Source organism: Ruegeria sp. Ofav3-42 (genome assembly GCF_022347725.1).
Lineage (GTDB): Bacteria > Pseudomonadota > Alphaproteobacteria > Rhodobacterales > Rhodobacteraceae > Ruegeria.
Genome location: NZ_JAKRGB010000034.1, coordinates 1 through 14,830, shown reverse-complemented (window position 1 = coordinate 14,830; position 14,830 = coordinate 1). Strand labels below are relative to the sequence as shown.

Here is a 14,830-nt window from a genome sequence, read left to right as displayed (position 1 = left end):
TGGCGCACCATTCCACATCCGGCTGCCCGATGAACACCGGTGATCTGCTGGGATCGGGCACCATCTCCGGCCCAACCAAACCCGAGCGCGGCTCGCTGCTGGAACTCAGCTGGGGCGGCAAGGAACCATTCACCCTCAACACCGGTGAGACCCGCAGCTTTATCGAGGACGGCGACACGCTGACACTGCGCGGCGCGGCCAAAGGCGACGGCTACCAGATCGGCTTCGGCGACTGCACAGGGCAAGTGCTGGCGGCGCTCAAAAACCCGTTCAAACGGTGATCGAAATGTGCCAGAGCGTGTCATATGTCGGCTACATCGCAATGAGCCTCGACGGGTTCATTGCGGATGAGAACGGCAGCGTCGACTGGCTCAACCCTTTCAACGAGAAGCTGGCAGCCGACGGGGGCGACGGCGGCTATGGTGACTTCATCAGCGGGATTGACGCACTGATCATGGGGCGGTCAACCTATGAGCAAGTGCTTGGCTGGGGCTGGCCATACGAAGACCGCGCTGGATACGTGCTGACGCGGCAATCGGAGTATCAGGGTAATCACGTGGCTGCTGCCGGAAATATCGATGCGCTGCGAAATGCCATTGAACAGGCTGGGCATCAGTGTGTCTGGGTTATGGGCGGCGGAGAAGCGCAACGCGCAGCATTGGACGCGGGTATGTTTGATAGGCTCCGCATTTTCATCATGCCCACCCTATTGGGTCGGGGTCTTCCCTGCTTTGCACCCGGAGATCAGCGATATCTGGATCTGACCGAAGTCTCGCATCACCCAGGCGGCATTTTGCAAATCGACTACAGCATAAAACATTAAACTACATGGCCAATGCCTGTGCGTCCCAGCGGCGGATACATGTAGGAAAAGACAATTTCTTTTTTCGAAATCGGCAGCAGGCAGTTCGTCGATTGGGGTAATCGAAAACACGCGCAACTTCGTAGACAGCACCTATCGCGTAGTGCGATCTCGAGATTTGCGAGGCCCAACAAGACTGAAGAAGTCGTGCAAACTTGATCCAGATCGTTTTGCGCCGCGGAAATAGGTGGAATCATGACCCGAAGCCCTCGGCATGACCATGCCGCAGGACAGGATCGTGTGCGCCGTCGGCGCCAGAGTATCGGGGAAGAACCCATGAACAAGATCTTCGAAGTCCCGCTTTATGCCTATGAACGCAGCCCGGATCAGGATGCGGCAAGCTCGGTGCGGCACAAAGTGATCGTGATCGGCGCGGGGCCAATTGGCCTGGCCACCGCAATCGATCTGGCCCAGCAAGGGGTCGAGGTCGTCGTGCTGGATGACAATGACAAGGTTAGTTTCGGCAGCCGCGCGATCTGCTTCTCGCAACGCACGCTGGACATCGCAGACCGTCTTGGCGCTGGCCAACCGATGGTAGAAAAAGGCGTGTTCTGGGATGCCGGCAAGGTCTATTTTGACGACCGGCAGGTCTATGAGTTTAACCTGCAACCAGACACGGGTTACGCCAATCCAGCCTTTATTAACTTGCAGCAATATTACTTCGAAAAAGCCTTTGTCGAACGTATTCGGGAATTGCAGGCCGATGGCGCGCCCGTTGAAATTCGCGGACGCAACAAGGTCGAAGCCATCGGCACCCACGACGACCACGTCAAGCTTGAGGTCGAGACGCCAGAAGGCCCCTATAACGTTGAAGCTGATTGGTTGATCGCCTGCGACGGAGCGAATTCGCCCACCCGCCGCATGCTGGGTCTGGATTTCGAAGGCCGCGTGTTCGAAGACAATTTCCTGATCGCCGATGTGGTGATGGAGGCCGATTTCCCGAGCGAGCGCTGGTTCTGGTTCGATCCGCCTTTCAATCGAGGACAATCCGCTTTGCTGCACAAGCAGCCCGACAATGTCTGGCGCATTGACCTGCAATTGGGTTGGGACATCGACAAAGAGCAGGAAAAGCGTCCCGAGAATGTTATCCCTCGCCTCAAGGCGATGCTGGGCGAAGACGTCAAGTTCGATCTGGAATGGGTGTCGATCTACACCTTCCAGTGCCGCCGGATGGAACGGTTCCGTTATGGACGCGTTCTGTTCGCCGGTGACAGCGCCCATCAGGTCAGCCCGTTCGGGGCCCGAGGTGCCAATTCCGGACTGCAGGACGCGGACAACCTGTGCTGGAAACTGAAGTTGGTGATCGACGGAAAAGCACCCGAACTTTTGCTGGACAGTTACAGCCGCGAAAGGGTGGAGGCGGCCGATGAGAATATCCGAATGTCCACACGCTCGACCGAGTTCATCACGCCGAAATCCGATATGTCCCGTCTGTTGCGCGATGCGGTCCTGGACCTCAGCGAACATTATGAGTTTGCGCGACCGCTAGTAAACTCCGGCCGGTTGAGCACCCCCTGCGCCTATAGCGGATCGTCGCTCAGCTCGGCGGATGCATTGAACGGGCCGGACATCACGCGCCCCGGTTCGGCCTGTCCGGACGCGCCGTTGGGCGATGAGTTCCTGTTGCCGAAACTGGCAGGTAAATTCACGCTGCTGACAATCGATGCGGATGCTCCGGACAGTATCGAAGAAGGCGGCGTCGAAGCCACGCGTCTGGCGCTGTCGGTCAAAGATGATCCGACGCTGGAACTGAAACGCCGATATCTGGGTGATGCTGCCAGCGCGGCTTATTTGATCCGCCCGGATCAACACGTTGCCGCGCGGCGTGACACGTTCGAGGAAAACGCATTCCGGCAGGCGATACGCCGCGCAACCGGTAAGGAGTAAGCGACATGACCGATCTGATCCTCACCCCCAATCTGGACAATGCCGACGGATTCTACGCCGATCTGGTGACCGCCCATGACGGGCTGGGCAGGCCCGACAGCGACGCCCTGAATGCGCGTCTGGTGCTGATCCTGGCCAATCACATCGGAAACGAGGACGTCTTGTCACAAGCTCTGAAAGCCGCCACGCTGAAAGACAGCTGATGGATTAAGGAGAACGGCATGAGAAGCGTGGTGCTGTATGATTTCTGGCGGTCTTCGGCCAGTTACAGGGTCCGAATTGCGCTTAACCTGGCCGGGATCGACTATGAGGCCGTCGCAGTCGATCTGAGGACCGGCGATCAGAAATCAATGAGCCATCTGGCGCGCAATCCGCAAGGGCTGGTTCCAGTACTGGAAATTGATGGGCTACGGCTGACGCAATCGCTGGCCATCATCGACTATCTGGATCAGGCGCGGGGTCTGGGGTTATTGCCGTCCGATCCTGCGGGTCGCGCGCAGGCGATGGCGCTCGCGCAATCCATTGCCGTTGATGTGCAACCGGTCTGCAATCTGTCGGTTGCGCAATATGCGACCAACCTCCGCGATGGGGCGGTCGGTATGCCCGGGGACTGGATGCGCCATTTCATCCGCCCAGGTTTGCTGGCGTTCTAAACGCTTCTGTCGAACTTTGAACAGGCCCCATACTGCACCGGAAACCAACCCGGACTGGCCGATCTGTGCCTTGTCCCGCAGATGCACAACGCACGCCAATGGGAAGTTGACCTGACCAGCCTGCCCCGCATCCTGAGTGTCGAAAGCGCCTGCGTTGAGCATCCTGCCTTTGTTGCAGCATACCCTGACGCCAATGCACCATCTTGAACTGCGCACAACGGCTGTGTGTGGGCGCAAATGGTAATGCATGTGGTACCTACCTAAATACGTCGAAACCAAAGCGGGAGGTCTACATGCCTGAAATCACCGGTTATCATGCCCACGTCTATTTCGACGCCGAAACACAGGACATCGCCCAACAGGTCTGCGAAGAGGCGGCGCGCCTGTTTCCCGTTCAAGTGGGTCGGATGCACACCCGCAACGTCGGCCCCCATCCCCGGTGGAGTTGCCAGCTGGGCTTTGGCCCTGACGCATTTGATCAGGTGATTCCGTGGTTGATGCTGAACCGTCAGGGCCTGACCATCTTCACCCACCCGGAAACCGGTGATCATCTTGCGGATCACCGGGATCGGTCCATCTGGATGGGTGAAATGCTGGATCTTGATCTGTCGATCTTTGACAAGTTGGGCGCTTAAGTCAGCGCCCGCGCCTGATCCCGCAATTTGAACTTTTGAATTTTTCCGGTCGAGGTCTTGGGCAAAGGTCCGAACACCACCGTCTTGGGGGCCTTAAAATGGGCCATGTTGTCCCGGCAAAACGCGATGATCTCAGCATCGGTCGCCTGCGCATTTGGCTTTAGCTCGATGAACGCACAAGGTGTTTCGCCCCATTTGTCATCCGGACGCGCAACCACGGCGGCTTCCATCACGGCGGGATGCTTATAAAGGATATCCTCGACCTCGACTGACGAGATATTCTCGCCCCCCGAAATGATGATGTCTTTGGACCGATCCTTGAGCGCGATATAGCCGTCTGGGTGCATCACACCCAGGTCGCCCGACGCAAACCAACCGCCCCTGAATGCCTTGTCCGTGGCCTCGGCATTCTTCAGGTAGCCCTTCATCACAACGTTGCCCTGCATGAATATCTCGCCCATTGTCTCGCCATCGGCGGGCACAGGTTCCAGCGTATCCGGGTCGGCAACCATCAGCCCTGACAAAGCCGAGTAACGAACGCCCTGACGGACCTTGAGCGCCGCGCGTTCTTCGGCCCCTTTGTCGTTCCATTCGTATTTCCAGGCGCAGACGACGGAGGGACCATAAGTCTCGGTCAGCCCGTAAACATGGGTGACTTCAACCCCCATTTTTTCCATACTTTCGATGACGGCGGCGGGCGGCGGCGCACCAGCAGTCATCACTTTGATCTCGTGATCGAAATCCTTGAGGTGATCGGGGGCATTTGCCAGCATGTTCAGAACGATCGGTGCACCGCAGAAATGGGTCACCTTCTCATCCCGGAACGCCGCATAAATCGGCTCGTCCCGAACGGCCCGCAGACAAACCGAAACGCCGGCATTCGCGGCCATCGCCCACGGGAAACACCAACCATTGCAGTGGAACATCGGCAGGGTCCACAGATAGACCGAGTGCTTTGGCATATTCCAATCCAACAGGTCCGACTGCGCATTGAGCGCGGCCCCTCGGTGGTGGTATACGACGCCTTTCGGATTGCCTGTGGTGCCGGACGTGTAGTTCAGCGTGATCGCGTCCCATTCATCTTTGGGCAGGGACCAATCGAATTCCGGGTCGCCTTCGGCCAGCAATGCGTCATAGGTCAGACTGCCCAGCTTCTCGCCGCCGTCAAAGCTTGGGTCCTCGATATCGATAACCAGTAGGTCGTGATCGACCTGTTTCAGCGCCTCTTTCACCATGCCCGAAAACTCGGGGTCGACGAGCAGAATCCTGGATTCCGCGTGATTCAGGATGAAGGCAATGATCGGCGCGTCCAGCCGCGTGTTGATGGTGTTCAGGACGGCACCCGCCATGGGTACGCCAAAATGCGCCTCATACATCTCGGGGATGTTGGCAGCGATGATCGAAACCGTGTCACCCGCCCCGATACCACGTGCAGTCAATGCGCCGGCCATACGTCGGCAGCGGGCATAGGTTTCAGCCCATGTGAAACGGCGTTCGCCATAAACCACCGAAGGATAATCCGGGTAGATCAGCGCGGTCCGCTCGATAAAACTCAGCGGCGACAGTGGCGTGTAATTTGCCCGGCATTTGTCCAAATGACGCTCATAGATGTTGGCTTGTGTCATTTGCTGATCCTCCCTCTTCAATTCCGGCGAATTGAGCACAAAGTGGGTCATCTGACAAACCCGTAAAAATACGGCGCGGTCATGGACTGGAATTACGGGATGGTGCAATCTGGCCCTATCTCCGACAGAGCTTTCGCGGTGATCTGAGCCATCGAAAACAAAAGGCCGGGACTGCCCATATTTGGCACCCCGCGCACCAGCCATTCTGAAAGGACATGTCATGGACGGCACGTTCAACGAAAACGATCTTTCTCACGTAGTCGAAGCAGACCGCGCCCATATCTGGCACCACCTGCTGCAGCATAAGCCATTGGAAACCAATGATCCGAAGATCATTGTCGAAGGTAAAGGCATGCGTGTCTGGGACCAGAACGGCAAAGAGCATCTGGATGCCGTGTCCGGTGGTGTCTGGACCGTAAACGTCGGCTATGGCCGCGAATCGATCTGTAAGGCGGTTCACGACCAGCTGATGAAGCTGTGCTATTTCGCCAATACCGCAGGTTCGATTCCCGGTTCTATCTTTGCTGAAAAGCTGATCGACAAAATGCCCGGTATGAGCCGCGTTTACTACACCAACTCCGGCTCTGAGGCGAACGAGAAAGCGTTCAAGATGGTTCGCCAGATCGCGCACAAGCGCTATGGCGGCAAGAAAACCAAGATCCTGTACCGTGACCGCGATTATCACGGCTCGACCCTGGCGACCATGTCGGCGGGCGGTCAGGACGAGCGTACGGCCCAGTACGGCCCGTTCGCACCCGACTTCATCCGTGTTCCGCACTGCATGGAATACCGCAAGCACGAGCTGGGCATGGAAGACCTGTCCGGTGAAGCATTCGGCAAAGCAGCCGCCGACGCCATCGAAGAGGTGATCCTGCGCGAAGGTCCCGAGACCGTTGGTGCGCTGTGCCTTGAGCCGGTGACCGCAGGCGGCGGCGTGATCGAAGCGCCCGCTGGCTATTGGGAACGCGTGCAGGAAATCTGCAAGAAGTACGACATTCTGCTGCATATCGACGAGGTTGTCTGCGGCGTCGGTCGTACCGGCACCTGGTTTGGTTACCAGCAGTACGGCATCAAGCCTGACTTCGTGACCATGGCCAAAGGCGTCGCCTCGGGCTATGCGGCGATCGCCGTTATGGTCACCACCGAAGAAGTCTTTGACATGTTCAAAGACGACATGTCGGACCCGATGAGCTATTTCCGCGATATCTCGACCTTTGGTGGCTGCACCGCCGGTCCGGCTGCTGCGATTGAAAACATGCGCATCATCGAAGACGAAAACCTGCTGCAGAACTGCACTGACATGGGCAACCGCATGTTCGACAACCTGCAGGCGCTAATGGAAAAGCACAAAGTCATCGGCGACGTGCGCGGCAAGGGTCTGTTCCTTGGTGCCGAACTGGTCTCTGACCGTGCCACCAAGGAACCCATGGACGAGAAGAAGGTTCAGGCGGTCGTTGCCGACTGTATGGCGCAGGGCGTCATCATCGGGGCCACCAACCGCTCGATCCCCAGCCGCAACAACACGCTGTGCTTCTCGCCGGCGCTGATCGCAACCGCAGACGACATCGACCAAATCACCGACGCGGTCGACGGCGCGCTGGGTCGCGTGTTCGGCTGAACCTAACTGAATACATCTGCCACCACTCACGCACTTCCGGCAGATGAACTTGAACCGGCGCGCCCACCGCGCCGGTTTTTTTGTGTTTTCTTGTGGGGGTTTGTCAAACGGGCCGACTCGCGTACCCTGCCGCTATCTCATCCCATGCAGGAGACGTGACCAATGGTACTGAACTTTCTCCGGAGCCTTGCCACCCTTGCCCTTCTTGCGGTCGCCACCCCGTCCAGCGCCGATGACGGTAGTGGCTTCCCCCAGATCGTCGGCACTTGGCATGGCACTTACCTGGTGGCCTTCGCCAAATCGAACCCGAACCACGAGAAAGGTCTGCTGAAGACCGAAATGGAGCTGGAGATCACCAAGCTGGACGGCAACCTGATTACGGCAACTAACCGCTGGCGTCGGATCGGAGACACCGAATGGATAGTCGAAGAAGCCATGGGCACTTTCAGCCTGGACGAACCGACCCGCTTTGTGCTGGCTGAAGCCGGGATTTCAGGTGAGGACGTTTCAGCCGGGATTTTCAACGGCGTCTATCTGGATGACGTGATCATGGTCACCTATGCCGGACCGGGGACCGGCGTGGCTTTCGCGGCGCAATTGGTGAAGAAGGAAGCCTCAAAGTAGCTTCCCCAGATCGCAAATGTAGATTCCAGCGATCAATCTCGATGCATGAACATATATATTCCGTCTGGTGACCTCTTGAATCCGAAAGGCTGATAGAAATCGTGGGCATCTTTGGTTCCCAGATACCAACTCTTAACGTCTTTTAGTTCAGGGTGATCCAGCAGGCCATTCATTAAGTGTCGCCCGACACCTTGCCCTCGGCACTCTGAGAACACCAGAAAATCCTTAACATGCGAACAGGTTACGCGGTCGGACACGGCCCTTGCGAATCCGACTTGCCGTTCTTCCATCAACGCAATGACACAGGACGAGTAGCGGAAAGATGTAAGGATTTGATCTTTAGATAAATTCTTCCCCCAATATTCATCTTGAATGGAAGAACAGAGTTTCTCAACGTCGATTTGCGTCAAATCGTATGTCAGATTGATACCAAGCATATCTTCTGGTTATCAAAACAAAATTTCAACTTGAAGCGTATTTGCTGACGGAACATAGACAGTTGATCCATCGCTGATCAAAAAAGGCCGCCCCAAACAGGACGGCCCTTCTTTCACTGTCTCTCGAAAGAGGATCAGGCAGCCAGAGCGGCCTGAGCTTTGGCGACAATCGCGCCGAACGCTTCCGGTTCGTGCACGGCCAGGTCGGCCAGAACTTTGCGGTCCACTTCGATACCGGCCAGGTTCAGGCCGTTGATGAAGCGGGAATATGTAAGTGCTTCGTCATGCGAACGGACAGCAGCGTTGATGCGCTGGATCCACAGCGCGCGGAAGTTGCGCTTGCGGTTCTTACGGTCGCGGGTTGCATACTGGTTCGCCTTGTCGACGGCCTGACGGGCAACCTTGAAGGTGCTCTTGCGGCGGCCATAGTAACCTTTGGCGGCCTTGATGACCTTCTTGTGACGGGCGTGAGTTACGGTTCCACCTTTAACGCGGGACATCTCTTAATCTCCTCTTAGCGGTCGTAGGGCATGTAGCCCTTGACGATCTTGGCGTCGGGGGCGGACAGGGTGGTGTTACCACGGGCGTCGCGGATGAATTTCTTGGTCCGCTTGATCATGCCGTGCCGTTTGCCGGCCTGGCCAGCAAGGACCTTACCGGTCGCAGTCACCTTAAAGCGCTTTTTGGCACTCGACTTTGTCTTCATCTTAGGCATTTCCGTCTCCTTTCGGGGTTCGGTTTCAGACGCGACTCGGCATGCCATCTCGGCCGGTCACGCGATCAGAAGCGCCGTTTACGCAAGAATGGTCATACTGGCAAGGGGGATTCGGCCAGAAACTGCGGTTTTCATAGCCTGGTCAGGCACCGGGGCGACAATAGCCGCCCCAGTGGTTTGAATTAATGTTCGAATTTGCGGATTTCGCCGGTCTTCAGTCGGCTCGCATAGCTGGCCAGCTCTTCCCGTACCACTTTCATCAGGAAGTAGAGCGCAAAGACATTCACCACCGCCATCGCAAAGATCGCCGCATCCGAGAAGTCGATGACCGGCCCGAGGTTGGCCGCCGCACCAATCACCACGAAGACGCAGAAGATGATCTTGAAGATCAGCTCCTTGGTATGACCTTCGCCGAACAGATAGGTCCAGGCCTTGAGGCCATAATAGGACCAGCTGATCATGGTCGAGAAGGCAAACAGAACCACCGCGATGGCCAGCACATATGGGAACCAGCCGAAGGCACTTGCGAAGGCCGCCGATGTCAGGCTGACGCCCGAGTTACCGTCGACAGTTGCAATCGCACTGCCATCTTCGGTCAGCATGTAGAGACCGGTTTCCGGGTCGATGATCAACTGCTGGGTGATGATAATCACCAGCGCGGTCATGGTACAGATCACGACCGTATCGATGAACGGTTCCAACAGGGATACAAAGCCTTCCGTTATCGGCTCACTGGTCCGCACAGCCGAGTGCGCAATCGCCGCAGAACCCACCCCCGCTTCGTTCGAAAACGCCGCACGGCGGAAACCCTGAATCAGCGCACCGACCATGCCGCCAGCAACGCCGAGGCCGGTAAAGGCGCCTGCGAAGATCTGGCCAAAGGCCCAACCGATTTGATCGGCATGCATGATGATGATAACCAGAGCCGCTAGAACGTACATGACACCCATGAACGGCACGACCTTTTCGGTGACCCGGGCGATGGACTTCAGGCCACCGACGATCACCGCAAACACGATACCTGCGAAGACAAGGCCGGTGATCCAGCCGGGATAGTCTCCGGTGATACCCGCGATTTGCTGGTGTGCCTGATTGGCCTGGAACATATTGCCCCCACCCAGCGCGCCGAGGATACAGAAGATCGAGAACAGAACCGCCAGAATCTTACCGCCCGGCAGACCCAGTTCATTGAACCCTTTGGACATATAATACATCGGGCCACCTGAAACGGTGCCATCGTCGTATTCATTGCGGTACTTCACACCCAAAGTACATTCGGTGAACTTTGACGCCATGCCCAGCAGACCGGCAACGATCATCCAGAAGGTCGCACCTGGTCCGCCGATGCCGACGGCCACCGCCACACCGGCGATGTTGCCCAGACCAACCGTACCCGACAGCGCCGTGGCCAGAGCCTGAAAGTGGCTGACCTCACCCGCATCGTTGGGATCGGAGTAGTCACCCTTCACAAGGCTGATCGCGTGGCCAAAGAACCTAAGCTGCACAAAGGCAAAATACAGTGTGAAAACAGTCGCGGCGATAACCAGCCAACACACGATCCACGGCACGCTGGTGCCGGGAAACGGGGCAAAGATGAAGCTGACGAACGGCCCGGTGAAATCGGCGAATGCCTGATTGATCTTATCGTCCAGACCCGGAGCCTCCTGGGCAAATGCGGGGCTGGCGAACAGGGCGGCCGCTGCGGCCAGACCAGGATGTTTAAACATGTTCATTCTTGTCCCTCCCCTCAATTGACGACCGTGACCGGCACATCGGCATGCATGACCAGATTCTGGGTCGAACTGCCAAACAGGCGTTTCTTGAACCCATCCGCCGAGGCGCGCCCGACGATGATTTGCGTGCCGCCGTTTTCGACAGTGATTGTGTTCAGGGTTTCAGCCACGTCGCCGTGGCGCACAACGCCATTTGCCGTAAACCCTTCTGCGGTCAGTGCATCCACAACTGGAGTGACGATGCGGTTAGTGGCCAAGGCGACCTCTTCTTCACGTCGCTTGTGCCGAAGCGCGTTTTCTTCCGGCGTCTGAAAAGTGAATGGGGACCATTCGATGACGTAAACAACCAGCAGTTCACACGTTCCGATGCGTTTTGCCAGATCTTTGGCAAAGGCAACCGCACGCTCTCCGGTTTCTGTCCCGTCCAGTCCAATGACAATTTTTGTTGTCATGTCGTTCCTCCAATATATTTTTGGTTGTCCGGGACCCGTGCCCCCGGCAGGGCAGCCGGAACCTGGAACTTAATGAGTAGACCGCCCTGTGGGTAAGTATCCCGGAAAAACACCGAAAAATAGAGGGTTATCTTCCGAGCTCAACCATAAATTCGGCTTATCATTGAAATAATTGTATATTTTCTGCGTAAAAATTAGGCGCACCGTCGGAAGCATAGGCTTGCGGCGCGCCTTAATTCTCTCGGTTTAACCGGGGTCAGTATTGTAGATCAGACGTTCATCACAGGGTGCGATGCGTAGAATATTGGTGGTTCCGGGTACGTTGAATGGGACGCCCGCAGTCACAACGATCTGATCAGCCTCGGACGCAAACCCGCCAGCACGCGCGGCGCGGGCGGCATTTACGACTGCGCCCTTAAAACGCTCCAGCTCGGGGGTCATCACGCAATGGCATCCCCAGCTCAGGCACAGGCGCCGTGCGGTTCCGGTGGCCGGCGTCATAGCGATGATTGGAACGCCGGGACGCTCCCGAGCAGTCAGCAACGCGGTCGTGCCGCTTTGGGTGAAGCAGCAAATCGCTTTGATATCCGTCTTTTCGGCAATCTCACGCGCGGCGGCCACAATGCCATCCGCGACAGAGTGCCCTTTGGCCGTGCGGGATGCCGCGATGATCTGCGTGTAGGTCGGGTCGGCCTCGACCTCGATGGCGACCTTGTTCATGGTTTGCACGGCCTCGATCGGATAGGAACCGGCGGCCGACTCAGCACTGAGCATGATCGCATCTGTACCTTCATAAATCGCGGTTGCGACGTCCGACACTTCGGCCCGGGTGGGCATCGGGCTTTCGATCATGCTCTCCAGCATCTGGGTGGCGACGATGACCGGCTTTGCCGCTCCACGGCATTTCCGCACCAGCCGTTTCTGGATCGGCGGAACCGCGGATACCGGCAGCTCAACACCGAGATCACCGCGTGCGACCATGATCCCGTCCGAGGCGTCCAGAATGTCGTCAAACGCCTCAACCGCGGCGGGCTTTTCGATCTTGGACAGGATGGACGCCCGACCATCAGCAAGTGCCCGCGCCTCAAACACGTCCTTGGCACGCTGCACAAAGCTCAGTGCCAGCCAGTCCACGCCCAATTGGCAGACAAATTCCAGATCGTCGCGGTCCTTGGCGGACAAGGCCGCCAGCGGCAGCACCACATCGGGAACGTTCACGCCCTTGCGGTTTGAAATCGTGCCGCCGACCTCAACCGTACAATTGGCGAAATCCTGACCGCAGTCTTTCACGATCAGGCGAATTTTGCCGTCATTGACCAACAGACGGGCGCCAGGTTCCAGTGCGGCAAAAATCTCGGGATGCGGCAGGCAAACGCGGCTGATGTCGCCAGGCGCGGGGTCGAGGTCCAGACGGAAGTCGGCCCCAACTTCCAGATCCTCGGCATCATTGCCAAAGACACCAACCCGCAGCTTCGGGCCTTGCAGGTCAGCCAGAATGGCAATCGGGCTTTCCAAGTCCTTTTCTACCTGACGGATAATGCGGTGCCGTTCACGGATCTCATCGTGGCTGCCGTGGCTCATGTTCAGGCGGAAAACGTCCGCGCCCGCTTCGTGCAATGCGCGGATGGTGTCATAGTCATTCGACGCCGGTCCCAGCGTCGCCACGATTTTTACATTTCTCAGGCGTCGCATTGGTCTTGCTCTCCTAACGTCGTCTCTTGTGTCCGTACAAATGTTACCGCAAACATTGCTCAGGCCGCTTATTGCGCAATTCCCTTTTCAAAGCAACTGCCCTACACGTGCGACAAACTAGATGACAGGCTTATGACGTATTCCCCGTTTTTTATCCACGGTGCTGATCGCCCCTCGCGTTGGCTGATCACATGCGACCACGCAACCAACACTGTTCCACCCGAAATCAACGAGGGCGACCTTGGTTTGCCGCGCGAGGATATGGAGCGTCACATCGCCTATGACGTCGGCGCCTATGAGGTATCGAAACAACTGGGAGAGATCCTGAGCGCGCCGGTGATCGCCGCCAATTTCTCACGGCTCGTGATCGATCCGAACCGGGGTGAGGATGATCCGACCCTGTTGATGAAACTGTATGATGGCTCGATCATTCCCGGCAATCGCCACGCTGACGCGGCCGAGCGTGAACGACGCCTGAACATGTGCTACCGCCCCTATCATGATGCACTGGCGCAGATGGCTGCGCTGCCCCATGCGGTGGTCGTTTCCATGCACTCATTCACACGGCAGCTGCGGGGGCGTGAACCGCGTCCATGGCACATCGGGATTTTGCACACCCCAGACGAACGGTTCTCGCGCCCCCTTATCAACCGGCTCGAGGTCGAAGGCGATCTGCGTGTTGGCGTCAATGAGCCGTATACCGGCGTTTTGCCGGGTGATGCGATTGACAAGCACTGTACCAGCTTTGGACGCCCTAATGCGTTGATCGAGCTCCGAAATGACCTGATTGCAGATAATGCAGGGCAACGGGAATGGGCGGAACGTCTGGCACCGATCCTGCAGGATGCACTGGACGAAAGCGTATTGTGACGTTGGGTCAATGCGGGCCGTTTTCGGTGCTCACGTCATTGTGAGCGCATCTCCTGAACCCCATATATTTGAGGAAAGGAGACGACCATGACTCAGGAATTCCTGACGACCGTCTTCGGCTGGATGACGGTCCTAAACATCGCCCTTCTGCTCTTTACCACGCTGATGATCATTGGCTTTCGAGACTGGATCGCCGGGATACACAGCAGAATGTTCCAAATGGAACGCGCAGAGGTCAAAAGGGCCTATTTCAGATATCTTGCCAACTATAAGATTCTGACAATTGTGTTCTGCCTGATGCCCTGGCTGGCATTTAAACTGGCATAGGACCAATGTCCAAGGCTGCGAAGGGCCGCAAGGCCCTTCGTGTTTATTGTAACACCGCGTTTGGATCGTTAAATCAGGCTCAGGACGCCAGAAAACCAGTCGGAGCCAGACCATGGACAAGCAAACCGAAATCGAACTTCAGGCCGCCGCGTTCCGCCGGTTGCAAAAGCACCTGATGGAAGACCGCAAGGACGTGCAGAACATCGACATGATGAATCTGGCCGGGTTCTGCCGCAACTGCCTGTCGCGCTGGTATCAGGAAGCCGCCAATGAAAAAGGCATTAAGATGGGCAAAGACGAGGCCCGCGAGATTTTCTATGGCATGACCATGGATGAGTGGAAGACCAAATACCAGACCGACGCCAGCCCCGAAAAACAGGCCGCTTTCAAGGTCGCTTTCGAAGAGAACGTCGGCAAAAAAGGCTAAGACCTCTCTGAAAAAGCCCTCCAAATACCAAGCCTTTTACCAAAAGTGTTGCTGATCACGTGCCAGCGGCTGCGCGATCAGCAACACCTTAATGTCAGGTTCGAGACCTACTCAGACGAACTTACCTACTGCATCGAAGACCAGCGTGGCCATATTTTGTTGAAAAGCTCTTCCTTGCTCAAGGGCTGAACTGCTGATTCAATTCCTGTAATGGAGGGGAGGATCAGCCATGATGGGACCAAGGCAAGAGGCACAGGCGGCGCTGTTCTGTGA

Annotated in this window: 16 protein-coding genes and 2 pseudogenes; 11 read left to right on the top strand and 7 right to left on the bottom strand. The window is 57.0% G+C overall.

All coding sequences use genetic code 11. The features are described from left to right. The 6 genes and pseudogenes from MHN28_RS24175 to MHN28_RS24150 all read left to right on the top strand — a co-directional run. Nucleotides 1-281: pseudogene (locus MHN28_RS24175) on the top strand (fumarylacetoacetate hydrolase family protein); the annotation flags it as partial. 5 nt (nt 282-286) lie between these two features. Further along, entirely contained in the window at nt 287-823 is a 537-nt protein-coding gene (locus MHN28_RS24170) for a dihydrofolate reductase family protein (protein WP_239345540.1), read from the top strand. A 315-nt stretch (nt 824-1,138) separates the two neighbouring features. Next, a complete protein-coding gene (locus MHN28_RS24165; RefSeq protein WP_239345544.1) occupies nt 1,139-2,749 on the top strand; it encodes an FAD-dependent oxidoreductase in 1,611 nt (536 codons plus the stop codon). 5 nt (nt 2,750-2,754) lie between these two features. Next, nucleotides 2,755-2,952, top strand: coding sequence for a DUF2783 domain-containing protein (locus MHN28_RS24160; RefSeq protein ID WP_239345538.1), 198 nt, complete (start codon nt 2,755-2,757; stop codon nt 2,950-2,952). An 18-nt stretch (nt 2,953-2,970) separates the two neighbouring features. Continuing rightward, nucleotides 2,971-3,609 (top strand): annotated as a pseudogene (maiA, locus tag MHN28_RS24155) (maleylacetoacetate isomerase). An 86-nt stretch (nt 3,610-3,695) separates the two neighbouring features. Then, nucleotides 3,696-4,037: a DOPA 4,5-dioxygenase family protein gene (locus MHN28_RS24150; RefSeq protein WP_239345536.1), complete on the top strand. Its 342-nt coding sequence runs from the start codon at nt 3,696-3,698 to the stop codon at nt 4,035-4,037. Here the strand turns inward: MHN28_RS24150 and MHN28_RS24145 are convergent. After that, nucleotides 4,034-5,662, bottom strand: a complete 1,629-nt coding sequence (locus MHN28_RS24145) for an acyl-CoA synthetase (protein ID WP_239345534.1) — start codon at nt 5,660-5,662, stop codon at nt 4,034-4,036. The two genes, MHN28_RS24150 and MHN28_RS24145, sit on opposite strands and share 4 nt — an antisense overlap. Nucleotides 5,663-5,882: 220 nt before the next feature. Here MHN28_RS24145 and MHN28_RS24140 point away from each other — a divergent pair, with 220 nt between their 5' ends. Both MHN28_RS24140 and MHN28_RS24135 read left to right on the top strand, forming a co-directional pair. Continuing rightward, nucleotides 5,883-7,280, top strand: a complete 1,398-nt coding sequence (locus tag MHN28_RS24140; protein ID WP_239345532.1) for an aspartate aminotransferase family protein — start codon at nt 5,883-5,885, stop codon at nt 7,278-7,280. 162 nt (nt 7,281-7,442) lie between these two features. Continuing rightward, nucleotides 7,443-7,904: a hypothetical protein gene (locus tag MHN28_RS24135; RefSeq protein ID WP_239345531.1), complete on the top strand. Its 462-nt coding sequence runs from the start codon at nt 7,443-7,445 to the stop codon at nt 7,902-7,904. A 32-nt stretch (nt 7,905-7,936) separates the two neighbouring features. On the opposite strand, the gene MHN28_RS25180 is transcribed toward MHN28_RS24135, so the two are convergent. The 6 genes from MHN28_RS25180 to pyk form a co-directional block, all read right to left on the bottom strand. Next, nucleotides 7,937-8,341: a GNAT family N-acetyltransferase gene (locus tag MHN28_RS25180; protein ID WP_370645804.1), complete on the bottom strand. Its 405-nt coding sequence runs from the start codon at nt 8,339-8,341 to the stop codon at nt 7,937-7,939. A gap of 134 nt (nt 8,342-8,475) precedes the next feature. Further along, entirely contained in the window at nt 8,476-8,841 is a 366-nt protein-coding gene (rplT, locus tag MHN28_RS24130; protein WP_008756009.1) for a 50S ribosomal protein L20, read from the bottom strand. 14 nt (nt 8,842-8,855) lie between these two features. Further along, complete coding sequence (gene rpmI / locus MHN28_RS24125; RefSeq protein WP_010443552.1) at nt 8,856-9,056, bottom strand: 50S ribosomal protein L35; 201 nt, start codon at nt 9,054-9,056, stop codon at nt 8,856-8,858. 182 nt (nt 9,057-9,238) lie between these two features. Then, nucleotides 9,239-10,789 carry a sodium:alanine symporter family protein gene (locus MHN28_RS24120; protein WP_239345530.1) on the bottom strand — a complete coding sequence of 517 codons (1,551 nt, stop codon included), beginning with the start codon at nt 10,787-10,789 and terminating at the stop codon, nt 9,239-9,241. A 14-nt stretch (nt 10,790-10,803) separates the two neighbouring features. Then, the gene (locus tag MHN28_RS24115) at nt 10,804-11,241 is read right to left on the bottom strand and encodes a universal stress protein (RefSeq protein ID WP_239345528.1); all 438 of its coding nucleotides are present in this window, start codon (nt 11,239-11,241) and stop codon (nt 10,804-10,806) included. 246 nt (nt 11,242-11,487) lie between these two features. Further along, entirely contained in the window at nt 11,488-12,933 is a 1,446-nt protein-coding gene (gene pyk, locus MHN28_RS24110) for a pyruvate kinase (protein ID WP_239345526.1), read from the bottom strand. A gap of 132 nt (nt 12,934-13,065) precedes the next feature. On the opposite strand from pyk, the gene MHN28_RS24105 reads away from it, so the two are divergent. The 3 genes from MHN28_RS24105 to MHN28_RS24095 all read left to right on the top strand — a co-directional run bounded on the left by MHN28_RS24105 (nt 13,066) and on the right by MHN28_RS24095 (nt 14,557). Next, nucleotides 13,066-13,803 (top strand): N-formylglutamate amidohydrolase, encoded by a 738-nt coding sequence (locus MHN28_RS24105; protein WP_239345524.1) that lies wholly within the window; start codon nt 13,066-13,068, stop codon nt 13,801-13,803. Between the two features lie 87 nt (nt 13,804-13,890). Next, nucleotides 13,891-14,130 (top strand): DUF6868 family protein, encoded by a 240-nt coding sequence (locus MHN28_RS24100; protein WP_239345522.1) that lies wholly within the window; start codon nt 13,891-13,893, stop codon nt 14,128-14,130. A gap of 112 nt (nt 14,131-14,242) precedes the next feature. Beyond that, nucleotides 14,243-14,557, top strand: a complete 315-nt coding sequence (locus MHN28_RS24095; protein WP_239345520.1) for a DUF1244 domain-containing protein — start codon at nt 14,243-14,245, stop codon at nt 14,555-14,557. Nucleotides 14,558-14,830: the final 273 nt, after the last annotated feature.

Bases quoted from the DNA above. Each gene is read 5' to 3' on its own strand.
- MHN28_RS24115 (WP_239345528.1), bottom strand. From the start codon at position 11,241: ATGACAACAAAAATTGTCATTGGACTGGACGGGACAGAAACCGGAGAG.
- MHN28_RS24150 (WP_239345536.1), top strand. From the start codon at position 3,696: ATGCCTGAAATCACCGGTTATCATGCCCACGTCTATTTCGACGCCGAA.
- MHN28_RS24135 (WP_239345531.1), top strand. From the start codon at position 7,443: ATGGTACTGAACTTTCTCCGGAGCCTTGCCACCCTTGCCCTTCTTGCG.
- MHN28_RS24120 (WP_239345530.1), bottom strand. From the start codon at position 10,789: ATGAACATGTTTAAACATCCTGGTCTGGCCGCAGCGGCCGCCCTGTTC.
- MHN28_RS24100 (WP_239345522.1), top strand. From the start codon at position 13,891: ATGACTCAGGAATTCCTGACGACCGTCTTCGGCTGGATGACGGTCCTA.
- rpmI (WP_010443552.1), bottom strand. From the start codon at position 9,056: ATGCCTAAGATGAAGACAAAGTCGAGTGCCAAAAAGCGCTTTAAGGTG.
- MHN28_RS24165 (WP_239345544.1), top strand. From the start codon at position 1,139: ATGAACAAGATCTTCGAAGTCCCGCTTTATGCCTATGAACGCAGCCCG.
- MHN28_RS24095 (WP_239345520.1), top strand. From the start codon at position 14,243: ATGGACAAGCAAACCGAAATCGAACTTCAGGCCGCCGCGTTCCGCCGG.
- MHN28_RS24170 (WP_239345540.1), top strand. From the start codon at position 287: ATGTGCCAGAGCGTGTCATATGTCGGCTACATCGCAATGAGCCTCGAC.
- MHN28_RS24145 (WP_239345534.1), bottom strand. From the start codon at position 5,662: ATGACACAAGCCAACATCTATGAGCGTCATTTGGACAAATGCCGGGCA.
- MHN28_RS25180 (WP_370645804.1), bottom strand. From the start codon at position 8,341: ATGCTTGGTATCAATCTGACATACGATTTGACGCAAATCGACGTTGAG.
- MHN28_RS24105 (WP_239345524.1), top strand. From the start codon at position 13,066: ATGACGTATTCCCCGTTTTTTATCCACGGTGCTGATCGCCCCTCGCGT.
- rplT (WP_008756009.1), bottom strand. From the start codon at position 8,841: ATGTCCCGCGTTAAAGGTGGAACCGTAACTCACGCCCGTCACAAGAAG.
- MHN28_RS24160 (WP_239345538.1), top strand. From the start codon at position 2,755: ATGACCGATCTGATCCTCACCCCCAATCTGGACAATGCCGACGGATTC.
- MHN28_RS24140 (WP_239345532.1), top strand. From the start codon at position 5,883: ATGGACGGCACGTTCAACGAAAACGATCTTTCTCACGTAGTCGAAGCA.
- pyk (WP_239345526.1), bottom strand. From the start codon at position 12,933: ATGCGACGCCTGAGAAATGTAAAAATCGTGGCGACGCTGGGACCGGCG.